Here is a 25,651-nt window from a genome sequence, read left to right as displayed (position 1 = left end):
CGACGCGGGCAGAATCCGACTGGCATGATAGGAAAACCATTTCCTATAATACTTGGCCGAAATCAACATCGGCTTGAAAAGCAATCCCATACTAGAGCATCCCGCTTTCACGTGGAATCGCCGAAGGTGGATAAGATGCCCTAGAATCAAAGTGCTAGAGCGCCGAGCGACACCCTTGCACCCAGGCGTCACCGGCACGACCCAATGGCTGCCAAATCTTCGCCGCGCTGAGCCGCGCCAAATGGCATCCTTTCTACTGTGCGAACGGGTCGCCGACCTTCGGCCAATAGGGGCGTCTCAATTTTGTGAAGGGCAGCTGTTCAAAGCTGGGTTGCAAGGCGCCGGGGCCGCCGACATAGAGGATTTCGCTGGCGATCGGTTCAAAGCCGGCGCGGAAGTGGTTGCTCGACTTCACCACGACAATCTTCCTCTGCGCCGGGTTCAAGCCCAGCGCCGTCATGCATTCCGGGTGGAAGACTTGTGTGCGCACGGTGTTCAGCACGATGTCGATGCCGCCTGCCGTAACCCACACCGCGTCGCCGATCCCGAGCGGCGTCGGCCCGAAGCGCTGGGTAACGCCGGAGGTGATGCGCCTGACATTCACGGTCAGATCCAGGGGGTCGCCGGAGGCCGGCCCGACCTTGCCGCCGATCCTCAGCGCCAATGTCGCCCCTTCTCCCGCCTCGCGGCACATGCGCACCGCAATCGGGTCCCAGTAGAGGCAGGTCGCCACGTCCTCGATGCCGCGTTCGATGATGCGGCGCAGGATGAAGGTCGAGTCTCCGGGCGCCCCGCCGCCGGCATTGTCGGAGACGTCCGCCAGCACGATCGGTCCGCTCTTCGCGGCGACGGCCCGATCCAGCGCGTCATCGATATCGAGGTAGGTGCCGCGCATTTCCTCACGCGCATCGAATATCTCTCTGCCAAAGGCCTCCGCGGTCCGTGCCGCCTTCGCTGTATCGTTGTCGGTCACGACGAGCATCTTGGCGCCGACATCTTCGACGTCTCCCCAGGGAAAGCCGTGACCGAAGGAGACCGAGAGAATGCCATCCTGCCCCTCCATCGCCTTCATGCGGTCGACAATGCCGCGCAACGGCGCGCGATGCGGGTGGAAGGTATTGATCATCCGGCAGTCATAGAGGCCCATCACCGGCCGCACTTCGCCCGCAAGGGTTCGCTTCATCAACCGGAACAATTGGTCGGCGACCTCCTCGATGTCGGTGTGCGGATACTCCTTGTAGGTGGAGATCATAGTCGCGCTCGAGAGCATGCGATCGGTGATGTGGCAATGCAGATCAAGCTCGGCAGCAACCGGGACATTCGGCCCGACCACTCCGCGCACATGCTCGAGCAGATCCCCCTCAACATCGTCATAGCCCTCGGCAACGCAGGCGCCGTGCAGGGCAAGCATGACCGCGTCGACCGGCATCGCCGCCTCGAGGTCGCCGAGGATGGTGGAGCGGAAGCTTTCATAGACCGCCCGCGTGGTCTTGCCGCCGGGCTCAGCCACGGCGCAGAGGCTCTCCACCACGTCCCAGGCTTCTTCGTCGGCACCATTGCGCCAGACAGACATTTGCGACGAGCAGCAGGTGAGCGGCCTGCTGGTGGCGTCGCCATAGGCGATCAGGTTTTCCCGGAAGGCCTCAAGGCCCGTCTGCATCGGCGAAAACGTATTGGTTTCGGTGTCCAGCCCCGCAATAAACAGTTTCATTTTTGCCTCTCGCCAACAAAGAAAGATATTTTCTAATCATAAAACTATGTTTATCGTCGGAAAGTCAAATGCATCATTCGCGCCATCGCGCGGCTGGCCGGGGAGGCAGGAATGCGCATATATATTTCCGCGGATATCGAGGGGATAGTCGGGGTCGTCAGCCGCGACCAGCTGATGCCGGAAGGTTTCGAATACGAAAACGCGCGCCGTTGGATGACAGATACCGTCGTTCACGCCTGCGAGGCTGCTCACGAGGAAGGTGTGGAAGAGGTTATCCTCAGCGATTCCCACGGAAATGGCGAGAGTATCCTAATTGACCGTCTGCCCGACTATGTGCAAATCGTCCGCAGCTGGCCGCGGCCGCTAATGATGATGCAGGGCGTCGAGCTCGGTTCCTTCGTTGGTGCGATGCTTCTCGGCTACCATGCCGGGGCAAGTCATCCGGGTGGCGTGCTGTCGCACACGATCGGCGGCACAGCCTTTGCCGAGGTGCGGATCAACGGTGTCGTCATGCCGGAGGCCGGCATCAATGCTGCCATTGCCGGGCATTTCGACGTGCCGGTCCTGCTCGCCTCAGGCGACAACATCGCCTTGGACGAGATCAAAGCGCGTATCGGCGATATCGTGACGGTGCCGGTCAAGCAGGTTTACAGCACACAATCGGCGATATCGTTGACGCCGGCCGTCGCGCATCGCCGGATTCGCGAGGGCGTCAAAGCGGCGCTGGCGAGAGCCGGCGCGGCGAAACCGTTCAAGTTGGAAAACCCGACGCTGGAGATCGTGTTCCGAAATCGCCTGCCGGCCGAATATCTCTCTTACCTCAAGGGCGTCGAGCGCACCGACGGTTATACGATCCGCTACCAGGGCGACGACATGATCGACGTCTCGCGCTTCATCCAATTCGTGGTCGGCTACAATTCACGCCTGACTTTCTGACCAACTCCGCTACGGAATCCCGCCATGACCACCTCCATTATCCTCGGCGCCGGCATGGTCGGCGTCTCCACCGCGCTTGCATTGCAGGAGAGCGGGCACCAGGTGGTGCTGCTGGATCGCCAGGCACCAGGGCGGGAAACAAGCTATGGCAACGCCGGCATCATTCAAACTGAAGCCGTCGAGCCCTATGCCTTCCCACGCAGCTTGAACGAAATTGCCAGGGTGGCGCTCAAGCGCGGCAACGACGTCGATTGGCGGCTTGGCGATATGCGACGTCTGGCGGGGCCGCTCTGGCGCTATTTCACACAGTCTGCGGCTGCGCCTTACGCGAGAACAATTGCTGCCTATTCCCAGCTCGCGCTGCGCGCGAGCGACGATCACGCGCGCTTCATCGAGCCCGCGGGTGCTGGTGAACTGATCGTGCGGCGGGGATGGCGCGCTGTCTATCGTACGCCCGCGAATTTCGAAGCAGCTGCCGCGGCCGCGGAGCGGCTGAGGCGTGTCTACGGCGTGCCCTCAGATGTGCTTGGTGCGGACGAACTTGCGGCGAGCGAACCCGCGCTGCTGCGTCGGCTTGCGGGTGCTGTCCATTGGACCTCGCCTTGGACCTGCCGTGACCCGGGCGAACTGGTTGCGCGCTACGCCGCTCTCTTCGTGGCGCGCGGCGGGACGCTGGCTCGGGGTGACGCCATGACGTTGCAGCAGAATGGTGCCGGTTGGCGGGTCTTGTCTGAGGATGGCGTTGTCGGCGCTGAAAACGCGGTCATTGCCCTGGGACCATGGTCGCCGCCGCTTGCGAAGATGTTCGGCTATAGCATACCCATGGTGTTCAAGCGCGGTTATCACAGGCATTTTTCAGGCCCGGACGGGCCGCGCGTCTCAATGCTCGATGTCGACAATTCCACGTTGATTGCGCCGATGAATGCGGGATGGCGGGTTTTGACCGGCGCGCATATTGCGCCGCCGGGAGCAGCGCCTGCCTCGCGACAGATTCGACACGCGACCAGCGCTGCGCGCGAGCTTTTTGCGCTGGGCGAGCCCATCGAACCGACGCCATGGTCGGGTACCCGCCCCTGCATACCCGACATGCTGCCTGTCGTCGGCCCGACCCGGCATAAGGGCTTGTGGTTCCATTTTGGTCACGGCCATCAGGGCTTCACATTGGGCCCGACGACCGCATTCCTCCTGGCAGAGTTCATGGCAATGGGCCGCTCGCATCCCCTTACTCTCCCCCTGCTGCCGTCAGCGCGAGGTTGGGCGTAACGCAGCCGCAAAGACCACGACGGATTGTGTTGGGGTGGATTTTGGGATGTTGATCATCGACGTTGACCGATTCAAAACACCTCCCGCTCGAAGAGCGAAGCCCACTCCATCGGAGCCTTTTCCTTTTCGGCTCCCTCCGGCGGAGCGACAATCGCAGCCTGCGCGAGGGCAATTCATTGTTGACGAGACCCGCATGCATTTTTGCCGCGCCGTGGCCAACTGACCGGGTCAACTACCAGCGTGATGTCGAACCGACAGCAACGCCTATCGGCTGCTCTTAGGAAGCTCTTCGTCGAAACGGGTCTTTTCGCGCCCCGGGTCGTCGTCGAGGATCTCCTCCTCGCTGTCTTCCGGCAACGCTTCATCCGGGTCCATATTGGCTTCATCCCGGCTCGGAACCGGCGGCACGCGGCCCTGATCGGACGGCGGATTGTCGGCATCGTGCAAAGGGAATTCGCCGGACCGGTCTGGCAACGGAATCGTCTCGGGAGGGCTCGATGTCCAGTTCTGTTCCTTCGGATCGCTCATCATCTGACTCCTTTCCTGTTGGAAAGTGAACCGACGGCCATCGGGAATGTTCCCTATCGGGAGGCATTCTTATGCCGATCAGATCCGATCGCATGAAGCTCTACCCCGGCGGCGGAACACACTCGAAGGAATGGAAGGCCTTCCGCGCCTCCCTAATCGAACGCGCCCGCAACGCTTGCGAGGGCAGGCCAAAGCTCCCGGAATGCCGCGCCGCCAACGGCCAGCCTCACCCGAAGACCGGCAGCAAGGTTGTGCTGACGATCGCTCAACCCCTGCGAATGCGCCGGCGGCGAGAGCCAGTGCGTCGACCCTCCCCGCGGGTGGACCGTAATGATCTCTTCGCCATCCATGGCCATCAAGCCGGAGAATGGGTTTGAACCATGCGGCTCAGGCGTGGAGCGGTGGCAGAAAACAGTTCTGTGTGCGGGACCGGGCAGTCTTTGCCAAGCTCTTGCAATCACACGGCACTTTGTTGGCCGATCACTGTTGGCCAGCCCCTTCGCTTTACTGATGCTCATAGCCGCGGAGGTCTGCCGGGGGCCGCGGATAGGGATTAGCAGCGCGATCGAGCTGCTATGGCGTTTCGGAGAACGGGGATCGGTCCATCTAAACCAGCGATTTCCCGAGCCTGCTCCTTGGAAAGCAACCGAGGCGGCCTTTATTGACCGATGCTAAGCGCGGCACATCCAAGGTCCGTAAAGTGCGGCGCAGAGAATGGGACCCAGCTGGTATCGGCGCGTTCTCCGTTAACGTGGTCCGCTTGGCGGCTCACCGGGTCAGTCGGGGCGTAGCTGAGAACGGACATCTATTCCGGGGCAATTATCATTTCGCCTAGAACTTGATGACGCCATCCGAGAGAGAAGCCCGCAGCTTGTAATGTACCGGTACCGACCGGTAGCGTTCGATCAAATCGGGCGATGCCTTCTTGCCATAGTGTACCATCATTTCTGGCATCAAAATGCGCTCTCCCGCGAACGCTTCGTACCTCACCAACGCTCCTGCAGCGATACGGCCGGGTTTGATGATACGACAATAGAAGCCGGGTCGAGCAGCATTGATGTACATTTTTGAGAAACAAGGGTCATCCATTCTTTCGCAAAGGATTCGGCATGGCATCCGAGGTGCTGTCACTTCCATCACCAGATCGCCGGTGGTGAAACGATCCCCGGCCGCTACGACTTGATTGTCCAGTCCTTCAAGGCAAAGATTTTCGCCGAAAAGTCCGTAGGCAATGGATCTGTTCAGTTTCTTTTCCCACCAGGCACGGCTCACATCTCCCTCGATGTAGATGGCCTGGTCGGGGCCGCCGTGGTGCTTCCGGTTGCAGACAGCGTCGCCTTCAAGTCCTTCACATCCAACTAACGGGCTGTGGCGGGTCGGACGTTTGTTGATTCCGGTTTTCATCCGGTTGCCCGGTCTTACTTCCGCTTTCCCAGTGCACACCGCCAGCACTCTCAGTTCTCGAATCCCGCCCGGCATTTAGAGCATTGCGATCATTATTGCGATGGCCACCATCGCAAGTACTGCTACGCCGACGTGAAGAAAGTGCGCTGCGCTGCTGTTGCTTTTAAAGGTTCGTGCCATGATATCACCTCGTCAGTAGACAAGTTAACGCGCGGCTTGTGTGATGGTTCAAGCCTTCCCGCTCCAAGGCTATTTTAGCGCGCACGCGAGCATCTTGCCGCTCGTCTTGAGGCTTCCTATCTCAAGTAGCGTCCTCGACATGGAGCCTCGAGATGGATGAGCTTGCAGCGAATGGCGTTCCCGACGCCGAGATCGAAGTAATCCCGCCCGCGCGTGATGAAGTTCCCGCGGGAAACACAACCGTATGCCTTTGTTGTCAAGAAGTGCGCTCGGCCTCGCGAATGGACGCCGATGGCTGCGGTATTTGTGACGAGTGCCTGGCGCCATCATTTGAGGGGTTATTCGCACGGGAGTTTCGAAGTGAAACGGGCGTGATCAATCGCCCTTTGCGGACGTGGGCGCCGTAAGCCTGTCAAAGCGGGTTGGGGACAATGACTAGCCAGAGCGCGGCGACGCGAGTGGCTCCTTTTCCCACGTCCTCACCCCTCATTTTTGAATATTAGAATAAAAACACATGAAGTTGCCTCGCTTCGGAACAAATGCGCACCGCGCTGGTTAAAGCGCGACCTACGGAATCCTAAGAACCAATCGATCCCCCCATGATCGTCGACAAGACGCTCATGAAAACATGCGTGTGAACTCAGATATGCGGAAAGTAGTTGTCATCAGCGATTTTCAGGACGGTTGGCCTCCTGCTTCTGCGGTTCCCACCAAGGCCGAACGTCTACTGACCTGGACGACGCGATTGAAGGAAGAGCAGGAGGAGTGGCAGTCTGGGGACCATGAAATCGTGGTAGAGGGCGGCTATCTGGAGCGTCTCCCTTTGGCGTGCCTCGCTCAAGGAATGGTTGATCGCGCGGAAATCTGGAGCCACTGGCGTAACAACGCCCCACCCGATGAATGTCCTGCTGAGGCGCATTTGAAGCGACGCGTCTTCATCTTGAACGGCCCGGATCATCCGTTCTCCTCTGATGATATGCTTGCTCACATTGAGGTTTATGGCGCTCCTACCATCCTTTGCGTCTTAGGGCTGGGTGTCAGTGAGGAAATACTTCTCCCCTGCCATCGCAGCTTCAAAATCTATAACTCGATAGATGCGCCCGCCCTGCGAATTCCGTCCAACATAAGCCGTCACTTCGATCTCATCCTGTCGGCTTCCAAAGAGCAGAGCGACGAGATCCGCGCGCGCCATCCAGAGACGCAGATCGCCATCCTTCCGATCGGACCCGAGTTCGCGTCCCCCTCCACGTTTTATCCAATCGAAGGACCGAAGGATTACGACGTCATTTATGTAGCCGCTGCTCAGCCCTACAAACGTCACGACATTCTGTTTGCAGCATTGAGCCGTTTGCCACGAACCGTGCGCACGCTTTGCGTATTCGGTTATGGCGAGGACGCAGCGGCATTGCGTCAAGACGCGGCCGAACTCGGACTGAACGCCGATTTCGTCGGACCTCCGGCCGTGCCCATCGCGGAGGTCAACCGTTTGATGAACCGAGCGCGCATGGGCGTTGTCTGCGGTGTCGATGACGGAGCGCCAGCGGTGCTCACCGAATACATGCTGGCCGATCTGCCCGTTCTTGCCAATGCTGCGTTGCGCTGCGGGCTCCAATATATCACCCCAGAGACCGGCGCCGTGGCCACAGCGGACCGGTTTCATCTGGGCATCGCCAACATGTTGACGCGGCTTGAGGATTTTACCCCTCGCGCGGCGGTCCTGCGTCAATGGACGTGGCACCATTCGATCAGAAAACTTCAACAGTTGATTGCAGCCCATCGTTCAAACCAAGAGAGGAGCGCGCGGGACTCAGAGATCGTTTGATCATTCGAACGTCTGAAGCGCGGTTGATTTATGAATATATTGCCAAATTCTTTATCAACAGATGAGATCCACCGAAATTCTGATGTACCGCTAATCTGTTTTTCCCATCTTCGGTGGGATTTCGTGCTGCAACGGCCGCAACATCTGATGCAGCGGTTCTCGCGGGAGCGCAACGTATACTTCTTCGAGGAGTTTATCCCGACCAATCATCATTTGCCCTATCTTGAATTTCACTCCTTCGCCGGCTCGAAGGTAAGAGCCGTGCGCCCGAGAGTGCCAGATCGTTGGAGCGAAGCGGAGCGCCAGGCTGGATTGACCGAGCTGCTTGACGACCTACTCGAACTCATCGGGCGAAAGCCGCCGATCCTGTGGTTTTACACGCCGATGATGTTCCCATTGGCTCGGCATGTCGCCGCCGCCGCTGTCGTCTACGACTGCATGGATGAACTCGCGAATTTCAGATTTGCGTCGCCGCTCGTGGGCGAGTTGGAGCAAGAGCTGATGCGCCGGGCCGACGTCGTATTCACGGGCGGTTATAGCCTGTATGAAGCCAAGCGGCTTCTCCATGATAACATACATCCCTTCCCTTCTGCCGTCGACGTCGGTCATTTCCAGTCGGCGCGCGCAATATCCGACATCCCCGACGATCAAGCGCCGTTTGCACGCCCGATACTCGGTTTCTGCGGGGTTATCGATGAACGTCTCGATCTGGACCTCGTCGCGGCCTTGGCCGATCAGCGTCCGTGGTGGTCAATTGTATTCATCGGGCCGATCGCCAAAATCGCACCGGAGGAACTGCCGCGGGCACCCAACATCCATTACTTGGGGCAGAAGGATTATGCGAGGCTCCCTGCGTATTTTGCCGGCTGGGATGTCGCGTTGATGCCGTTTGCCCGCAACGACGCCACCCGTTTCATCAGTCCGACGAAGACACCTGAATACCTTGCCGCAGGACTTCCCGTCGTGAGCACGCCGATCACAGATGTCGTGAGGCAATACGGAGACATCAATGGCTTATTCGTCGCAGCCGATGCCGCGGCCTTCGTGCAGGCGTGCGAGGCAGCGCTTCAATTGGGACCCAAGCATGGGGACTGGCTGAAGGTCGTCGACGAACGACTGGCAACACTTTCCTGGGATGACACTCACCGTCGTATGGATCGGCTAATTCATGAGGTCTTGGATCCTGCTGTGCGGGCGCCGGGGCCCCTTTTGCGTCACGTGGGAAAGACGTCACGAAAGAGCTCGAGGCACCACCGAATTGATTACCTGATCGTCGGGGCGGGATTTGCGGGGGCGGTCTTGGCCGAGCGTCTTGCCAACGAGGGCAAGCAGAGAGTTCTTGTATGTGACCGGCGCCCCCACATCGGAGGCAATGCCTACGATTTCTACAATGAAAACGGTATCCTGGTTCACAAATATGGACCGCACATTTTCCATACCAATAGCGAAGCGATCTTTAACTATTTGTCGCGCTTCACGGCCTGGAGGCACTACGAGCACCGGGTGCTAGCCCAGGTAGACGGCAAGCTGTTGCCGATACCCATCAACCGGACGACCCTAAACCAATTGTACAGCCTTGATCTTGAGGACGACGCTGCCGCCGCGCGATACCTCGCCGGGAAGGCCGAGCCAACTGAAGAGATCCGCACCTCGAAGGACGTGGTTATCGCCCAGGTTGGAACGGATCTTTATCGGACATTTTTCGAAGGCTACACCCGCAAGCAATGGGGACTGGACCCTTCGCAGCTCGACAAGGCAGTGACGGCGCGAATTCCGACCCGCACGAACACTGACGACCGGTATTTCCAGGACATTTTTCAAGCGATGCCGAAGAACGGCTACACGGACATGTTCGAGAACATGCTGGCTGGCGAAAACATCGAGATCCTGCTGGAGACAGATTTTCGCGATATTCGTCCCCGGTTTGCGGACGCCCACGTGATATTCACCGGACCAATCGATGAATTCTTCGATTACGAGTTTGGCCGTCTTCCCTATAGGAGCTTGCGCTTCGAGCACGTGACGTACGATCAGCGGCGCCTGCTACCTGTCGGCGTGGTCAACTTTCCTTCCGAAGCCGTACCTTACACACGGCTGACTGAATTCAAACATATCACCGGACAAATCCATCCGAAGACGTCTGCCTGCTTTGAATATGCCTGTTCGCAAGGCGATCCGTACTACCCAATCCCCAGATCAGAAAATCAGAAACTCTTCAGCCAATATGCTGAGCTTGCGCGTTCGCGCACGGACGTGACGTTCGTCGGAAGGCTGGCCACCTATCGCTACTATAATATGGATCAGGTCGTCGGACAGGCCTTGACGGCATTTAAGAGATTGCAAAACAAAGAAAAGGTGAACGCCGGGTTGGGTGTCCGGTGAGCCCGCTCCCACAGAGGCGGAGACTGGTACTCGCAACGGAAAGTTGCGATCCCTCCGGTATGGGAGCCCACATGCTGGTGCTCGGCGAACGGCTGCGCGACCGATACGACATTACGGTGGCCGCGCCACTCGGCGATGGCGCATTCGTGGAGAAGGCAATCGCCTTGGGACTCGCGGTAAAAGCCCTCGGCGACATCCATAGTTTCGGCCATTGGCTGCGATCAAGCGGCACGGAGCTGCTGCATATTCACGCCGGGATCGGATGGGAAGGACATGCACTGGCCCATGCGGGCAAGGCAGCCGGCATTCCCGTCATACGAACGGAGCACCTGCCATTTCTCCTTACCGATGAGAGGCAGAAATCGGAGTTTCGGGAGGGCCTCAGTGCTGTGGCGAGACTGATCGTCGTCTCTGATGCCTCACGGGCCACCTTCTTGGAGGCCGACATTGACCCCGACAAGATCTGCGTCATTCGCAATGGCATCTTGTCTCTGGACGATGGCAAGGACGCGCGCGCGCAGTGGGGCTCGCCCTCGGCAAGAACACTCGTCTCGATTGCCCGTTTTTCACCGCAAAAGGATCACGCGACGCTCGTGCGAGCAATGCCGGCTGTGCTGGCAAGATATCCAGATGCGGTTTTACTGCTGGTTGGCAGCGGCCCCGAAATGGCTGCCGTCAGAGATCTGGTGGCCGAGCTCGCCATCAAAGAGGCGGTGCGATTTGCCGGACAGCGGGATGATATCGCGTCCCTGCTGGCCTCGGCGGATCTCTTCGTTCTGGCCTCTCGGTTCGAGGGGCTTCCGCTGGTCGTTCTTGAGGCGATGTCGGCGGGGGTTCCTGTCGTCGCCACGGCAATCGGGGGAACCATCGAGGCTCTCGGGCACGATCATCCCTACCTCGTGGAGCCGGGGCGGCCCCATGCTTTGGCTGAGGCAATTTGCTCGGTCATGAGTGACCCGATCGCGGCAGCCCGCACAGGACGGGCAGAACGAGCGAGGTTCGAACGACTTTTCACAGCAGCCAGGATGGTCGCGCAAACGGAAGAAATCTATCGAGCCACTTCCAAAACAGAAATGGGCATGCAGAGAGGGTACAGACCCATGGAACGTACGCGTATCGGATTTGTCGGGGTGGGCGGAATCGCAAGACGCCACCTTGAAGTTCTGGCGGGATTCGACGACGTGCACCTCGTCGCATTCTGCGACCCGGAGTTCGATCGGGCAAGGCAAGCCGCTTTTCAGTTTGGCGCCAAAGCCTTCCCGGGGTGTCCAGAGATGCTGGCGAACCAGGAGATCGATGCCGCCTATATCTGCATCCCGCCGTTCGCCCATGGTAAGGTCGAGCGTGAACTGATTGCCCGCAGGATTCCGTTCTTTGTCGAGAAACCGATCACACTGGACCTTGAGCTTGCCACGGAACTGGCTGCCGCTATCGCCGACGCTGGTTTGATCACAGCGGTCGGTTACCATTGGCGGTATCTGGATATCGTTCAGGAAGCGCGCTGGCGTTTGAGCGAAAACCCAGCCCAACTCCTTTCCGGCTATTGGCTGGATCAGACGCCCCCTCCGCAATGGTGGTGGAAGAAGGAGACCTCAGGCGGCCAGATGGTGGAACAAGCCACCCACATCATCGATCTCGCCCGCTACCTGGTTGGCGATGTCACGCGCGTGTTCGCACAGGCGGCACACAGGAGGCGTGACGATTTTCCCGAACTCGACGTCGCGACTTCAAGCACAGCCAGCCTCGCATTCGCATCCGGTGCCATCGGCAACATCGCTTCCACATGCGCTTTACGGTGGGGACATCACATAGGACTGAACCTGTTTGCCGACGGATTGGCGATTCAATTGACGGATCGCGACATCATGGTGGATGTCGGAGAAGGCCGCCCTGTGCGCCGCGCGGAAAGAGATCCTGTGTGGTTGGAGGATCGTGCGTTCGTCGATGCGATACGCGGCGGCGACAATGAGATCCGCTGTGCATATGAAGAGGCGCTCTCGACCCACCGCATTGCCCTGGCGATCGCCAGGTCAGCGGAGAGTGGCCTGCCAATCGATCTCAACACGTTCTAGGAGGTTCCAACGATGACGAGCCGTACTATTCGGTCGCTTGGTGTCTCGGGCCCTGGCGAATTGTACTTCCTGGACTATGAGGAGGGGCCCCCCGGCGACGAGGAGGTGCAACTTGAGACGCTGTTCACCGGCTTTTCTGCCGGTACCGAGCTGACGTTTCTCAAAAACACCAACCCGTACTTCTTCTCCCGCTTCGACAATGATCGGTGTTCATTCATTTCCAACGAGCCTGGACTTCAGTATCCGGTTCCATTTCTTGGCTACATGGAAGTGGCACGCGTCGCCGACAGCAAGTCTGTGGGCTATGCAAAAGGCGATGTCGTGGCGACGACCTACGCGCATAAGACCGGCCACACAGCCAACCCGTATCACGATCTTCTCGTTCCTCTTCCCCCCGCGATTGAACCCATTCTTGGGATATTCGTCGCACAAATGGGTCCCATCGCCGCCAATGGCATCTTGCATGCCGATGCGGCTTCTTTCGGGACCTTTGTTCCTTCGCTCGGAAGCGGCCTGGCCGGGCGACGGATTCTCGTTGTCGGAGCCGGGACCGTCGGCCTGTTGACTGCGCTCTTTGCCAAGTCGCTTGGTGCAACGGAGATCGTCATCGCCGACCCGTCGAAGTTTCGTCGCGGCAAAGCGGAGGCCTTAGGCATTCTTGGGATGAGTGAGGATCACGCTTGGCAGTATGCAAAAGCACGATGGCACAACGGCGGTGGTGACCGGGGCGCCGATTTGGTCTTCCAGACACGGGCGCATTCGGAAAGCCTCAACGTCGCCTTGAAAGCTCTAAGGCCGCAGGCAAGCGTGATTGATCTCGCATTTTACCAGTCGGGCGCAGACGCGCTGCGGTTGGGCGAGGAATTCCACCATAACGGACTGAACATCCTTTGCGCGCAAATCAATCGTGTTCCTCGCGGGCTTTCTCCTCACTGGGATCGGCGTCGTCTCGCCGAAGAGACGATCAAGCTATTGCGCAATGAAGGCGCCCTGATCAAGGAACATCTGATTACTCACGTGGTGCCATTCAACGATGCTCCAGCATTTCTTTCAAGCGTTTTGGCGCGGCAGTTCGAGTTCCTGCAGATTGTATTCGAGGTGCAGAAATGAAGGAGCCCGAGCGCCCGAAAACCGTGCTTTTCGTCTTTGGATGGCTTGTCGTTGGCGGGGAAGAGACGGAGGTCCGCCTGCTTGCCGCCAACCTCGACCATTCCCTCTACAAGATCGAAGTTGTTGCATGTCTGCGAAAGGACGACATGCCCGAGCAAACGCACGAGCAGCTTCGTGCCATGGGCGTCGAAGTGGACACGACGCCCTACGGGCTTTCGTTGGAGGATACCGTCGTCTACCTCGCCGACAAGATCCCGTCCTACGATATCGTCGTCTCCTGTCAAAACGTTGCCGACCTCTACCCAGCTCTTGAACGCCTTCACTTGCGTCCGCCCTTGATCGAGCATGGCGGACTGGTTTCAGAAGCATTGGGTGGTCCGAAGCATTTCACCAGCCGGTATGTAGGGGTATGTCGTACCATCCGCGAGGCAGCAGCCTCCAGAATGCCTGGACGAGAACATCACGCCATTGAAATCCCATCCATGGTCGACTTGAAGGAGTTCAATCCGGTGAGGCGATCCGCAATGCGTCGTCAGCTTGGATTTTCGGATGACGAGATCCTCGTCGGGTGGGTGGGACGCCTCGATCCGAAGAAAAACGTCGAGACGTTCATACGTGCAGCCTCGATCGTTCGTGACCATTGCCCTCATGTTCGCTTCCTGATCGTTGGCGGCCCGGATGCATTCTTTCCGCAATATGCGCAGCTATTGCGCGCCCTAACCCACGGACTTGCGCTGGATTCCGCTTTGACATTCCTCGGCGATCGAGCCGATGTGTCGGACATCTTGGTCTCGATCGACATGTTGGTCTGGCTTTCTAGTGGCGAAGGCATGCCTCATGTCCTCGCAGAAGCAGGCGCCGCATGCCTCCCGGTGGTCGCAACAGCGGATAATGGCTCGATCCAGCAAATCGAACATGGCGTCACGGGGTACTTCGTGCCGCACGATGATCCGCAGGCGGTCGCCGAAAAGATCATGCTTCTCGCGAACTCGCCCACCCTGCGCACCCGGCTCGGCCGACGGCTTCGCGCCCATGTCGAAGAGTTTTATAGCGTGGAGGCGGTCATTCCCCAGTGGGAAAAATTGCTCGCCGACGTACTCGCCGAGAGAATTGCACGCGGTCCAACCGGTTTGTTTTCGTCTTTTTTCCAAGCCGGTTTCGAATGCTCGACGCATCGAATCCGAGCCAAGAGCAAGGGGCAGCCCGACAGAAGGCTCGACGTAATTGCATCAACGAAACACGACCTTTACGTGGAGAACGACTATCGCCAACTGCATGCGCTCGGAATGCGCACTGTCCGTGATGGATTGCGGTGGCATCTCATCGAGCCATCGCCGGGACGATACGAGTGGGACAGTGCGTTGCCGATGATTCGGGCCAACCGGCGCACTGGCACCCAGGTCGTATGGGATCTACTCCACTACGGTTGGCCGGATCATATCGACATCTGGTCGCCCGCTTTCGTCGAACGTTTTGCCCTCTTTGCCGGCGCCGTCGCCAAAGTAATGCGAGAGGAAATCGAAGCTCCCCCATTTTATGCGCCGGTTAACGAAATCTCATTCTTGTCCTGGGCTGGCGGCGAGGTTGGCTACCTCAACCCGTGGGCAACGCGCAGGGGTTTTGAGTTGAAGGCGCAACTCGCACGGTCATCACTTGCTTCTATGAAAGCCATTTTGGGCGTTGACCCTCGCGCGCGATTCGTCCATTGCGACCCCGTCATCAATATTGTCGCAGCACCTGATCGACCGCAGGACCGCGGCGCTGCCGAGGGGCATCGGCTCTCTCAATTCCAGGGGTGGGACATGATCGCCGGCCGCCTGTGGCCGCAGCTCGGCGGCGCAGAACGATACCTCGATATCATCGGCGTCAACTACTATCACAACAATCAATGGGTCCACGGCGGCTCTCACATTGACGTCGACCACCCGCTCCACAAGCCGCTCGGGAAAATCCTTGTCGAAACTTATGCCCGTTACGGAAGACCGATGCTGATTGCTGAAACCGGCATTGAGGGTGAGCGTCGTCCGGATTGGCTCGAATATGTGGCGGAAGAGACACGAGCCGCAATGAAGGCGGGAGTACCTGTGGAGGGCGTGTGTCTTTACCCAATCCTGGACCATCTGGGATGGGACGACGATCGGCCATGCGAGAACGGATTGCTGTCGATGGAACCGACGGATTTGGGACGCACGCTTTACTCTCCCCTGGCACGCCAGATTGGGCATGAAATAAAGGTGACCGAGGCCTTTATCGAACACATACCTGGGGATTCAATGAAACGGGCCTGCCTGGAAGACATTAGCCAAACGAAGGGACCATTGGCAATTTGACGCCACCCTGGACCTCTTCCAGTAGTCCCGAACTGCCGGAAGAGGCGTGTCGGTTCAGTTGAGAATTCAATATAAAGAAGTACTCCAAAGCTCTCGGGCAGTCTTCGGTCCAAAAAGGTCCGCGCTATGCTGCCTGCGGTCTTCGATTCGGATCGCCGCTACGGTCTGCTCGAACTCCGCCACAGCAGCCAAAAGCAAAGTCTTGTTTGCCCAAATAGGCCGCCTTGGCGACAATGCGCCACTCTGGTTGAACGCTTTGGAACGATCGTCAAACGCCGCGCTCCATTCGGCCGCAGAATTTAGACCTACTTTTCCTCCGGAGATGGCCACGACATTGACGCGCTGTCCGGTATCCGCATCCAAACGGCAATCTTTCGATCATCCGCACCTGCTACTGAAGCTGCGTATCGATGACGGCAATTCCCTCGCTCGGATTTTTTGCATACCCCCACATTATGGGCTCTTCTGCCTAGCCTTCGGGGCCTAACCGGCGTCGACTGCCGCGCGCGATGCACTGCCCCTCCAGCTGATGTCCGGTGTGGCGGTCAATTGGAGTAATCCCCTCAGAAGACCTTCCCTTCCTTCAGATGGATGGTCGTACCATTGAGGAGATAGTCGCCGACGACGCGCGCCTTGTGCAGCAGCGGATTGTGATTGAGCACCGTGCGAATATTGCGCCAATGCCGGTCGAAGTTGTTGTTACGGGACGTCGCTGACCCGCCACCCAGATCGAACAAGCGCTCGGCGCTTCGCAGACCAAGCTGGCCAAGGACAAGCTGAGCGCGGGCGGTTGAAAGCGCACTTGCGATGAGGGCATCTTCGATCTCCGCTTCGTTGCCCCGGTTTAAAACCGCAACCGTCCGATCCAGGGCGCTGGCGGCCGCAGCCACCGCAGTGTCGATGGCAAACGAATTGGCGGCGATTTCGCCGATGACCTGCTGGACGAAGGGGTCCTGGGTCGCGGTTTCCGCCATGCTGTGGGCGGCGGAACGCGCCTGGCGGCTGACGTAGCTAAGCCCGTCGGAAAGAACATTGCGGACGGCACCGGCAGCGCTTGCCGCGAGATGCAACTGGCGCAATGTCGAGCAATGGCGGCCGACAAGATTGTCGAGCGAGCGCCGGGTAAACTCGTGCGGGAACACCTCGACATTTTCGAGGATCACGCCACCGCTGGCGGTCAGCCGCTGACCCATTCCGTCCCAATCGTCGAGAATGGTGATGCCGTGTCTATCGACGGGCAAGAGAACGCCGACCGCCTGCCCGTGCTCGTCCAGCGCACTGAACGAGGCAAAATCGGAGAATGCCGTTCCCGTTGCATACCACTTGCGGCCATTGAGCCTATAGGTATCGCCCTGCCTGACGATCGTCGTCGTCACCTGGCCGGGCCGAGCGGTACCCTGTTCGGTGTGGGCGCCGCCGAAGAGCTTTCCCGAGAGGATCAGCTCGATCGCACCCGCATCCCTCTCCCGCGGTTCACTCAGAATGACGTTTTCGACATAGTTGAAGTGCGACCGGAGCGCATGCGCAACATTGGAATCGGCAGCGCCGATCGCCGCGATCATCTCGATATAGTCGGCAACCGAACCGCCTGGACCCCCGAGCGCCACCGGAATCCGCAGGGTTCCAAGTTCCAGCTGGCGAAAGCGCTCGAAGGCTTTGAAAGGAAGTTCACGCGACAGGTCGCGCTCGGCCGCGCCCGTGGCGACTTCCGCCGCGAACCCAGGAACGCGCGCAAGAAGTTCCGCACGTGTCGGGCGTGAAGCAGTCTGCACATTGGTTAGTGTCGTCACTCGTCAACTCCGAGACTGAAGAAACCGGTGCAGCCGGATCTCCCGCAGACTGCACCGTGCCATCGATCACTCGTCGAGATAGATGTCGGAACCGTTGGCCCAGAGATGCTCGACACCCAGCTTGAGGTTTTTCACCCGCTTGTCGTAGACGGTGATCACCGCCGGGGTGACGATGTCGAGCGTGGGCAGATCTTCCACGACCAGTTTCTGGAACGCGTTGAAGAGCTCCAACCGTTTCCGGGTATCGATTTCGACGGCGGCGGTCTCGAGGAGCCGGTCGACTTCCGGGTTGGAATATTTAGACCCGTTGGTGAACGGCACGCCCGGTTTGAAGTTCTTCGACCAGTATAAGCGCTGCACGCCGACGGTCGGATCGTAAAGATTGCTCATGCCTTCGATGGCGATATCGAAATCGCGATCGGTGAAGACCCGCTTCACGAAGGTCGCAAAGTCCTGGGTGCGCAGTTCAACCTTGATGCCGACCTTGGCAAGTGCCTGGGCAATATACTCCGCCGTCTGCTTGGGTGGGCCGGAGGGCTGAGTGGGATCGATGAACAGCTTGAAGCGGAAACCGTCGGCGCCTCGCGCGTAGCCGGCCTCGTCCAAGAGCTTCTCCGCCTTGGCAGGATCGAACTCGTACTTCGGAAGGTCCGGCGTGTAGAATTTCGCAAGGTCGGCGCTGACGGGACCGTCCAGTCGCGTCGCATAGCCGAGATAGACGGTGTTGACGATGAAGTCCTTGTCGACTGCATGGGCGATCGCGTGACGCACCTTGATATCGGCCAGATACTTGTTCTCGAGGTTGAACTCGGCTCGGGCGATGCTCGGCGAATAGGGCGCCGGATCGGTATCGACGACGAGATTGGGGTTCGCCTTCAGGCGCTCGATATCGGTCAGCGGCAAGTTGGCGGTGGAGACTTGCACTTCACCGGTCTCGATCGCGGCAACCGCTGCCGCCGGATCGATGATGAAGCGAAAGATGATCTGGTCGAGATAGGGCTTCGGAGATCCCCAATAGTCCTCGTTGCGCGAAAAAAGCGCGTGGCTGCCGCGCACCCATTCGACGAACTTGTAGGGTCCGGTGCCAACCGGCGCGACATTGTGCGGGTTCTCCGCGATCTTCGTGCCTTCGTAGAGGTGCTTCGGCACGATCGGCGCCTCGAAGCTCGCAAAGGCGGTGAGCAGATAGGGAGCAGGCTTGGAAAGGATCAGTTCCACTTCATGGGCATTGAGGACGTTTGCCTTCTGAATATGTGCGAACGTCGCTCGCCCGCGTGGATGGTGCTCTTTGAGCGCCAAAATAGAGAATGCGACATCCTCGGCGGTGAAATCCTTGCCGTCATGCCAGCGAACACCCTGGCGCAGCTTGAACCAGTAGCGCAGGCCGTCCTCGCTGACCGTCCACTCGGTCGCCAGCAATGGCTGTGGGTTGAAATCACGGTCATAAGTCAGCAGGCTTTCGGTCGCCTTGCCGCTGATATAGTAGGCAGCGCCCGCACTGTGGGCGATCAGAACAAGGACCGGCGGTTCGGTGCCTATATTGATCGAAACGCTACCGCCGCGTGTCGGCTCTTCCGCGGCAAACGAGATCTCCGGAATAGCCCCGACGGCGACGACGGCCGCCAACGCAACGGACGAGAGCAGAAAGGCGCGGCGTGTCGGTTTCGGTGGGCTGATAGGTGTTGATGTCATCAGGATATCCCCAAGCAGACGCAGAGCGCTGGTTTGTTTTCGTGCACCCATCATTGGGTGATCCGTTTCACGATATATAATCTATCAAATTTATGGTGATAATAGATTTCTAAAGTCACGCTGGCTTTTGGAAAATGCTGCACGGCCGGGGACACCGCGACGGAATATCTCACGTCGGAGCCATGCTCTCTCGAATTTACGAGGTTTGGACATCCTCTGATGAATGGCGGCGACGATCATCGGCGGGCATGTCCATCTGCGTCCTGGTACCAGACGCATCGGCCACCGTCCCAGGGCAGGAGGTTGAACGAAAAATCCCGACATTGGCAAGCCGTTGAAAACTCATCCCAAGATCGGCACCCAAAACGCAATCGACATTATCGATCTATTAAATAGACTAAGGAGCAACGCTGACTGTGAGTTTCAAGGAGTTTTCGATGTCATCAGAATTCATCGGCCACACGTCCAACAGGGAGGGATCCGATATCGTTCCGGCGACCGGCCCGATCATCGACAAGGCGTATATTGGCAGTCACGTGCAGGCAGCGGAAGCCGCCGGCATAGACCGGCTGTTGATCGGCCAGTTCGCACAGTGGCCAGACAACAACCAGATCGCCGCCTTCGTCTTCGGCCAGACACAGCGGCTCGGGGCGCTACTTGCCCATCGGCCTGGCCTGATGGCTCCGACGCTCGGCGCCCGGCAGCTCGCAACGCTCGACCAGTTCTCCGAGGGTCGCCTATGGGTGCACATCATCACCGGCGGTTCCGACAGCGACCAGGCTCGCGATGGCGATTTCGAGGATCATGACACCCGATATGCCCGCACCGACGAATATCTGTCGGTGCTGAAGAAGACCTGGGAGAGCGACGAGCCCTTCGACCACGAAGGACGCTTCTACAAGTTCAAGGGCGCCTTCAGCCAGGTCAAGCCCTATCAGAAGCCGCGGATCCCGATCTCCTTTGGCGGCTCGTCGGATGCCGCGATCGCGGTCGCCGGCAAACACGCCGATATCTATGCGCTCTGGGGCGAACCGCTGGACGGAGCGAAAGAGACAATCGCCAAGGTGCGTGCAGCCGCTATTGCCAATGGCCGGTCGGCCAGTGACGTCCGCTTCACCCTCGCCTTCCGCACCGTCGTGGCCGAGACGGAACATGCCGCATGGGCAAAGGCCGGCGATATCCTTGAGAAGGTGAAGTCACAGAAAGCGCGTTCGGCCGGCGGCAACGGCGAGAAGCTACCCTCGAACGTCGGCTCCGTGCGCCTGCGCGAGGCTGCCAAACGCGGCAAGGTGTTGGACAAGCGGCTGTGGACCGAGGTCGCCGAGGCAAGCGGGGCGGGTGGCAACTCGACCGCTCTGGTCGGGACGCCGGAACAGGTGGCAGACGCCATCCTCGACTATTACGATGCCGGCGTTTCCAACTTCCTCGTGCGCGGCTTCTACCCGACCGAGGACACCGTGACCTACGGACGGGACGTAGTGCCGCTCGTCAAAGCCGGCATTGCCGAGCGCGAAGCCAGAAAGGTAGCCGCCGAATGACCGTACCGCTCGATATCGTCGACATCCATGTCCATATCTGGCCGCCGGCTTGGGAACCAGGCGGAAGATGCGCCAAGCCCACCGGCGGCTTCTCACCGGAGATCTATCGCAAGATCACCACTCCGCATGCGCTGGTTGACGAATTTGGCCGTCGGCATATCGCTGGCGGTCGTCATCGCGACGATCGAGAGCCTGTTCAGCCTTGAACGCACCGTGCCGCTTTCCGCGTTACGGGAAGCCAACGACTGGCTGACGACCCTGTCGCGCGATCATCCGATGCTGGCCGGCTTTGGCGTCGTCCACGCCTTTGCAGGCGAGGAAGGCGCGCGTGAGGCCGAGCCGCCTAGTGACAAACGCCTTCCTCCTGCCCAACACCATGGCCATCGGTGGACGCGAAGCCCGACCCTGCAGGGCCGGGAGTGTTCACGCCACGAGCGAACGTTGGGGGTTACCGTGCCAGCGCGACGCGCCGCCCACTGCCGGGCTGTTCCAGTACATCCATCTGCACGTCGTATATCCGCGCCAATTCTTCCGAAGTCATCACATCGGAAGGCGTCCCCTCGGCAATGAGACGGCCCGAATGGAGTGCCACGATGCGATCGCAGAAACGGGCTGCCATATTGATCTCGTGCAGTACCGAAATGATGGTGATGCCCTTGTCCCGACAGAGATCGCGAGTCAACGCGAGCACCTCGAGCTGATGACCGATGTCGAGGGCGGAGATCGGCTCGTCGAGCAGCAGGCAGATGGCATCCTGCGCGACGAGCATGGCAAGCCACACGCGCTGGCGCTCGCCCCCCGACAGACTGTCGACCTCGCGGTTAACAAACGGGCCGATGCCGGTGACCTCGATTGCTTCTTCCGCCTTTGCCCTATCGGCCGAACCGAAGCGGCCGAGCGCGCCGTGCCAAGGATAGCGACCGAGTGCGACCAGCTCGCGGGCAAGCATACCAGGTGCTGGCGGCGTACTCTGCGGCAAATAGCCGAGCCGCCGGGCGAAGGCCCGTGTGCCCCAGCCTGCAAGCGGCTTGCCCTCGAAATCGATACGGCCCGAGGTCGGCACAAGCTGCCGCCCGATGAGCTTGAGCAGCGTCGACTTCCCGGAACCATTGTGGCCTATCAGCGCGATGGAGTGTCCTGCGGGGATCTGCAACGTCAGCGGATGCAGCAAGTTGCGATCACCAATCGCAAAGCTTACATCATGAAGCGTCACGACGGCCTGGTCGCGGGCGATGGGTGGAGTTTCAGTGAGGTGGTTCGGCATCTTTTCGTTCCAGTGCGGATCCCTGGACCTGCTGTTCGTCTCATTGATAGATATTATCGACGGCAAAAGGTCGGGGCATTGATTGGGCAGGCTGTGCCGCATTTCTTCAAGCCATCGAGCTTGTAGCGTATGCAGCAAACCTTTCGTTGGAGGCAGATACCGCGCGCGGCATCTGGAACCATGTGCGTCAGACGGAACAGCGGATGGACGGCGGACATATGCATCTCCATCTCACGCAAGCGCACCGCGACATCAGCCGGCATCGTCTCCTGCTGCCAGAGATCCCGGACATGGCCGCAAGCGCGGCATAACGTGTAGGACGCGTTGCTCCAATGCACCCGTTCGGACGTGGCTGTCACCCTCGCCATCCGCACGATCAAGGGCTTTACATTGTCTTCGACAATCCGCCCCAGGTGCTCGCTCACCGGAGCCGGCGCAGCGCGTTTCAGCACGAACCGGACAGGCGTCTCCAAATCAGACAGGCCGACGTAAATATCCGACAACTCCAACGAAAACCAGATGTCGTGAACGAGACCATAGGCAATAACCGGTCGGAGCAGCCGGCCGAAATAACCTTGCGTCCACAGCGACGCCGCGGCCCGGCGATCACCCGGTCCCCACCGCTGCAACAGGCCATCCAGTGCGTTCGCAATCGGCCCTGGCTTGAGAATGCTGTCCAGACTGACGAGATTACCATTTTCCGTTGGCACTGCGTGGCTCAGGGCTGCATCCGCGAACGGCGTGGGAAGCGTCGGAAGCTGGTTCACCATCATTTCTGCCGCCCCAGGAGCCAAATGAGGTAGGGCGCGCCGACGAGTGCAGCGAAGAGGCCGAGCGGCAGCTCGTAGGGAAAGGTCGCTGTGCGGGCGCCGAAATCGGCAAGGGCCATCAGGATCGAGCCGAGCAGGAACGAGCCTGCCAGGTGCTGCGGCGCTGTGACGAGACCGGCGCGCAGAGCAATGTGCGGTGCGACGAGCCCGACAAAGCTCAGAGGGCCGACGAGCAGGGACGCGGCGCCCGTCGCAGCACCCGAGAGAAGCAGGAGAACCACGCGGCTCAACCGCACCGAAAGACCAAGCGACAGGGCGATCGAAGGACCGAAGGGCAGGATCGTGAGCCAGCGGCTCAATATCAGCGCGGCAACAAGGACGAGCAGTGAGAGAGCGCAAAGGAATATTGCGGTCGCCGGCGTTGCCGTGGATGCAGAACCACCAAGCCAGGAGAGAATTTGCCACGACCGCTGATCGCCGATCGCAAGCAGCGCCGACAAAACGGCAGAGCTGAAGGAACCAACGGCCACGCCCGCAAGTAGCAGCTTTTCCGGCGGCAGATGCCGGCGGCTGGCGAACACCAGAACCGCCAGCATGGCTATGAGCGCGCCGAGCCCGGAGCCAGTGAAGACCGCGACCGTGCCGCCATCAGGCGCGAAGGTCAGCGCTGCGGCAAAGCCAAGACCGGCACCGCCGCTTACGCCGACGACTTCGGGGCTGGCCATCGCATTGCCGGTCATGCGTTGGAGTACCGCGCCGGTCACCGCGAGGAGGCCGCCCGCCGCGGCAGACGCCAAGAGCCGAGGCCATCTAAGCGGTGCCAGGTCGAGCGTTTCCGACCAGTTCAGGATCTTCCAGCCATGTCCGGACGGCCCGATGAAGAATGCGATCGCGACAAGGACCGGCACGAGAAACAGAAAGGCGGCGAATGCTGTTTTCAGGTGACTGCGATGGACGTTTTCACGCGCCTCGTGCGGCACTTCCATGCTTCGCACCCTGGGCAGAAGCCAGAGCAGCAAGGGACCGCCAACGAGTGCGGTGACCGCACCCGTCGGAAAGTTCTCGCTCGACGCGCGAGCAACGGTTTGCACGATGCCGTCGCAGAGCCACAGGAAAAGCGCCCCCGCAACCGGCGACAGCGCTACGATCATCGCCGGCCGGCGAGCACCGCAGGCGCGCACGAATGCCGGGGCGGCAAGGCCGACGAAGCTTACCAGGCCGGCGGCCGCTGCTACGGAGCCGGCAAGCGCCGTGGCGATCGCGGCAATGGCAAAACGGATGCCGCCGAGATTGACTCCAAGGCTACGTGCGCTCGTGTCACCAAGGCCCAGGACCATCAGCGGGCGGATCAACAGGCCGGCAAGCAGGCCAAGAAGCACCAACTCCGAGCCAAGGTTTTGGAACACTGACCAGTCCTGCTGAGTGAGGGATCCGCCGTTCCAGGTCACAAGCGACATGAGGTACTCGCCCCGCGCGAGCGTAATCGCCGCGGAAAATGCTGCGGCTGTCACCCCCACAAGCAGGCCGGAGACCACCATCGTCACCGGCTCGAAAGCCCGACGCCAACCGAGCGCGAAGACGATCGCCGCTGCCCCCGCGGCCCCGGCGAGCGCGACCAAGGTTCGGTGGCCATCGACGATTTCGGGGACATAGAGCGTCGCCGCGACGATCGCGAGCTGAGCGCCCGCGGAGATGCCCAGAGTCGATGGATCGGCGAGCGGGTTGCGCAATAATTGCTGGAGTAGCGCGCCGGAAAGACCGAGTGCTGCGCCCGCGACCAAAGCGACGGCCGCTCTCGGGAACAGGCTGTAGGCCAGGATGATCTTGTCGAGGCCGAGCTCTGCGGGAGGGGCAGACAGGTCTCCCCATTGCGCAAACGGGACCTGGTTCGATGCGGCCAGCGCGAAGAGGATGAGGCCAGCGAGCACGCTAGCCGACAGGAAGGACCATGTCCGCATCGTCATCCGCGCTGATCCTCCGTAAGAATCGCTTCGGCGAAGAGGCGCGCAAACCGCAGGCCTGCGGTCACGCCACCATAGGGGTTGACGTTGGCGAGCTGGATGACCCGTCCTTGACGGACCGGCTCCAGCGAATTCCAGATGATGCTGTTTCGAAGGCCGCTGCGCGCCTCGACGGGCACCTCGGAAACGATGACGATGCGCGCATCGGGATCGGCCGCCAGGTTTTCGATCGGGACAGGTGCCGCAAAGGTGAACCGTGAACGATCGGTCCAGGCATTCGGCAGGCGGAGCCGGACGAGCATGTCGCCGAACATGCTGTCGAAACCAAAGACGCGGACATGTCGCGCGTCGCCGATATTGACGACGTAGGTAGACCTATTCGCCAAGGGAGCCAGCGTCTGCCGGTAACTTTCGATTTCGCCGGCAATCTCCTTCAGCAGCGCTCCCGCTTTGTCAGACCGCCCGAGACGCTCGCCGAGCGCCTCGACCGCTGCCAGCGCCTTTTCAAAGGGCGGCTCGCCCCGCACGTAAAATGGCAGGGAGAAGAGCGGCGCGATCCGGCTAAGCGCAGCCTCGTGGCGCACGTAGAACGGCGAGATGAGAATGAGATCGGGCCTCAGGAGGTGAAGCAGTTCGAAATTGGGCGAGCCGCGCAATCCGAGATCGACGACATCGGCTGGCAACTCCGGCTCTACCGCATTGCTTCGAAACTGTATGAGTTCCGTCGCCGCAACCGGGATGAGGCCGAGTACGCACAGCGTCTCCAACATCGCCCAGTCGATCGCAGCAATGCGCAAGGGCATGTCGGCCCTGACATCAGGCGCGGCGAGCAAAAGCGCTGCGCCGAGAAGCAGCTCCCGGCGACCGATAAAAGGACCCAATGCCCGCTCTCTCATTT

Annotated in this window: 16 protein-coding genes and 1 pseudogene; 8 read left to right on the top strand and 9 right to left on the bottom strand. The window is 59.9% G+C overall.

Annotated features, from left to right (window positions below; translation table 11 throughout):
- Nucleotides 1-253: 253 nt before the first annotated feature.
- On the bottom strand, nt 254-1,711 hold the full coding sequence (locus tag ASD52_RS22920) for a M81 family metallopeptidase (protein ID WP_057209690.1): 1,458 nt from the start codon (nt 1,709-1,711) through the stop codon (nt 254-256).
- A gap of 111 nt (nt 1,712-1,822) precedes the next feature.
- Here ASD52_RS22920 and ASD52_RS22915 point away from each other — a divergent pair, with 111 nt between their 5' ends.
- Nucleotides 1,823-2,647 (top strand): M55 family metallopeptidase, encoded by an 825-nt coding sequence (locus ASD52_RS22915; protein WP_057209691.1) that lies wholly within the window; start codon nt 1,823-1,825, stop codon nt 2,645-2,647.
- 24 nt (nt 2,648-2,671) lie between these two features.
- Nucleotides 2,672-3,910 carry an FAD-dependent oxidoreductase gene (locus tag ASD52_RS22910; protein ID WP_057209692.1) on the top strand — a complete coding sequence of 413 codons (1,239 nt, stop codon included), beginning with the start codon at nt 2,672-2,674 and terminating at the stop codon, nt 3,908-3,910.
- A 264-nt stretch (nt 3,911-4,174) separates the two neighbouring features.
- Here the strand turns inward: ASD52_RS22910 and ASD52_RS22905 are convergent, their stop codons facing one another.
- On the bottom strand, nt 4,175-4,438 hold the full coding sequence (locus ASD52_RS22905) for a hypothetical protein (RefSeq protein WP_156407939.1): 264 nt from the start codon (nt 4,436-4,438) through the stop codon (nt 4,175-4,177).
- An 831-nt stretch (nt 4,439-5,269) separates the two neighbouring features.
- Nucleotides 5,270-5,842, bottom strand: coding sequence for an MOSC domain-containing protein (locus ASD52_RS37680; RefSeq protein WP_234908113.1), 573 nt, complete (start codon nt 5,840-5,842; stop codon nt 5,270-5,272).
- A gap of 826 nt (nt 5,843-6,668) precedes the next feature.
- Here ASD52_RS37680 and ASD52_RS22890 point away from each other — a divergent pair.
- From ASD52_RS22890 to ASD52_RS22875, 4 genes and pseudogenes are all read left to right on the top strand, one after another.
- Nucleotides 6,669-7,844 carry a glycosyltransferase gene (locus ASD52_RS22890; protein ID WP_225906345.1) on the top strand — a complete coding sequence of 392 codons (1,176 nt, stop codon included), beginning with the start codon at nt 6,669-6,671 and terminating at the stop codon, nt 7,842-7,844.
- 147 nt (nt 7,845-7,991) lie between these two features.
- The gene (gene glf / locus ASD52_RS22885; protein WP_113567105.1) at nt 7,992-10,226 is read left to right on the top strand and encodes a UDP-galactopyranose mutase; all 2,235 of its coding nucleotides are present in this window, start codon (nt 7,992-7,994) and stop codon (nt 10,224-10,226) included.
- Between the two features lie 59 nt (nt 10,227-10,285).
- Nucleotides 10,286-13,408, top strand: a pseudogene (locus ASD52_RS22880) (glycosyltransferase).
- Complete coding sequence (locus ASD52_RS22875; RefSeq protein WP_057209700.1) at nt 13,405-15,738, top strand: glycosyltransferase family 4 protein; 2,334 nt, start codon at nt 13,405-13,407, stop codon at nt 15,736-15,738. The pseudogene ASD52_RS22880 and the gene ASD52_RS22875 overlap by 4 nt, the downstream one beginning before the upstream one ends.
- Nucleotides 15,739-16,301: 563 nt before the next feature.
- Here the strand turns inward: ASD52_RS22875 and ASD52_RS22865 are convergent.
- Together ASD52_RS22865 and ASD52_RS22860 are read right to left on the bottom strand one after the other, a co-directional pair.
- Nucleotides 16,302-17,528, bottom strand: a complete 1,227-nt coding sequence (locus ASD52_RS22865; protein WP_057209702.1) for an acyl-CoA dehydrogenase family protein — start codon at nt 17,526-17,528, stop codon at nt 16,302-16,304.
- Between the two features lie 66 nt (nt 17,529-17,594).
- Nucleotides 17,595-19,220, bottom strand: a complete 1,626-nt coding sequence (locus ASD52_RS22860; protein WP_057209721.1) for an ABC transporter substrate-binding protein — start codon at nt 19,218-19,220, stop codon at nt 17,595-17,597.
- A 437-nt stretch (nt 19,221-19,657) separates the two neighbouring features.
- Between ASD52_RS22860 and ASD52_RS22855 the strand changes: the two genes are divergently transcribed.
- Nucleotides 19,658-20,758 carry an LLM class flavin-dependent oxidoreductase gene (locus tag ASD52_RS22855; protein ID WP_057209723.1) on the top strand — a complete coding sequence of 367 codons (1,101 nt, stop codon included), beginning with the start codon at nt 19,658-19,660 and terminating at the stop codon, nt 20,756-20,758.
- Nucleotides 20,755-20,964, top strand: coding sequence for a hypothetical protein (locus ASD52_RS22850; protein WP_057209705.1), 210 nt, complete (start codon nt 20,755-20,757; stop codon nt 20,962-20,964). Before ASD52_RS22855 ends, ASD52_RS22850 begins: the two co-directional genes overlap by 4 nt.
- Nucleotides 20,965-21,206: 242 nt before the next feature.
- Here ASD52_RS22850 and ASD52_RS22845 read toward each other — a convergent pair whose 3' ends face one another.
- Genes ASD52_RS22845 through ASD52_RS22830 form a run of 4 tightly spaced genes read right to left on the bottom strand, consistent with a single transcriptional unit; the run spans nt 21,207 to nt 25,649 of the window.
- Nucleotides 21,207-22,022 (bottom strand): ATP-binding cassette domain-containing protein, encoded by an 816-nt coding sequence (locus ASD52_RS22845; RefSeq protein WP_057209708.1) that lies wholly within the window; start codon nt 22,020-22,022, stop codon nt 21,207-21,209.
- A 53-nt stretch (nt 22,023-22,075) separates the two neighbouring features.
- Entirely contained in the window at nt 22,076-22,795 is a 720-nt protein-coding gene (gene fhuF, locus ASD52_RS22840) for a siderophore-iron reductase FhuF (RefSeq protein ID WP_082571861.1), read from the bottom strand.
- Nucleotides 22,792-24,756 carry a Fe(3+)-hydroxamate ABC transporter permease FhuB gene (fhuB, locus tag ASD52_RS22835; RefSeq protein ID WP_057209712.1) on the bottom strand — a complete coding sequence of 655 codons (1,965 nt, stop codon included), beginning with the start codon at nt 24,754-24,756 and terminating at the stop codon, nt 22,792-22,794. Before fhuB ends, fhuF begins: the two co-directional genes overlap by 4 nt.
- Nucleotides 24,753-25,649: an iron-siderophore ABC transporter substrate-binding protein gene (locus tag ASD52_RS22830; RefSeq protein WP_057209713.1), complete on the bottom strand. Its 897-nt coding sequence runs from the start codon at nt 25,647-25,649 to the stop codon at nt 24,753-24,755. Before ASD52_RS22830 ends, fhuB begins: the two co-directional genes overlap by 4 nt.
- Nucleotides 25,650-25,651 lie beyond the last annotated feature (2 nt).

Origin of the sequence: Ensifer sp. Root142, assembly GCF_001426785.1 — a bacterium.
Taxonomy (GTDB): Bacteria; Pseudomonadota; Alphaproteobacteria; order Rhizobiales; family Rhizobiaceae; genus Ensifer; species Ensifer canadensis.
The sequence above is the reverse complement of the archived record's forward strand: the minus strand, read 5'-3'. Positions and strand labels throughout refer to the sequence as shown.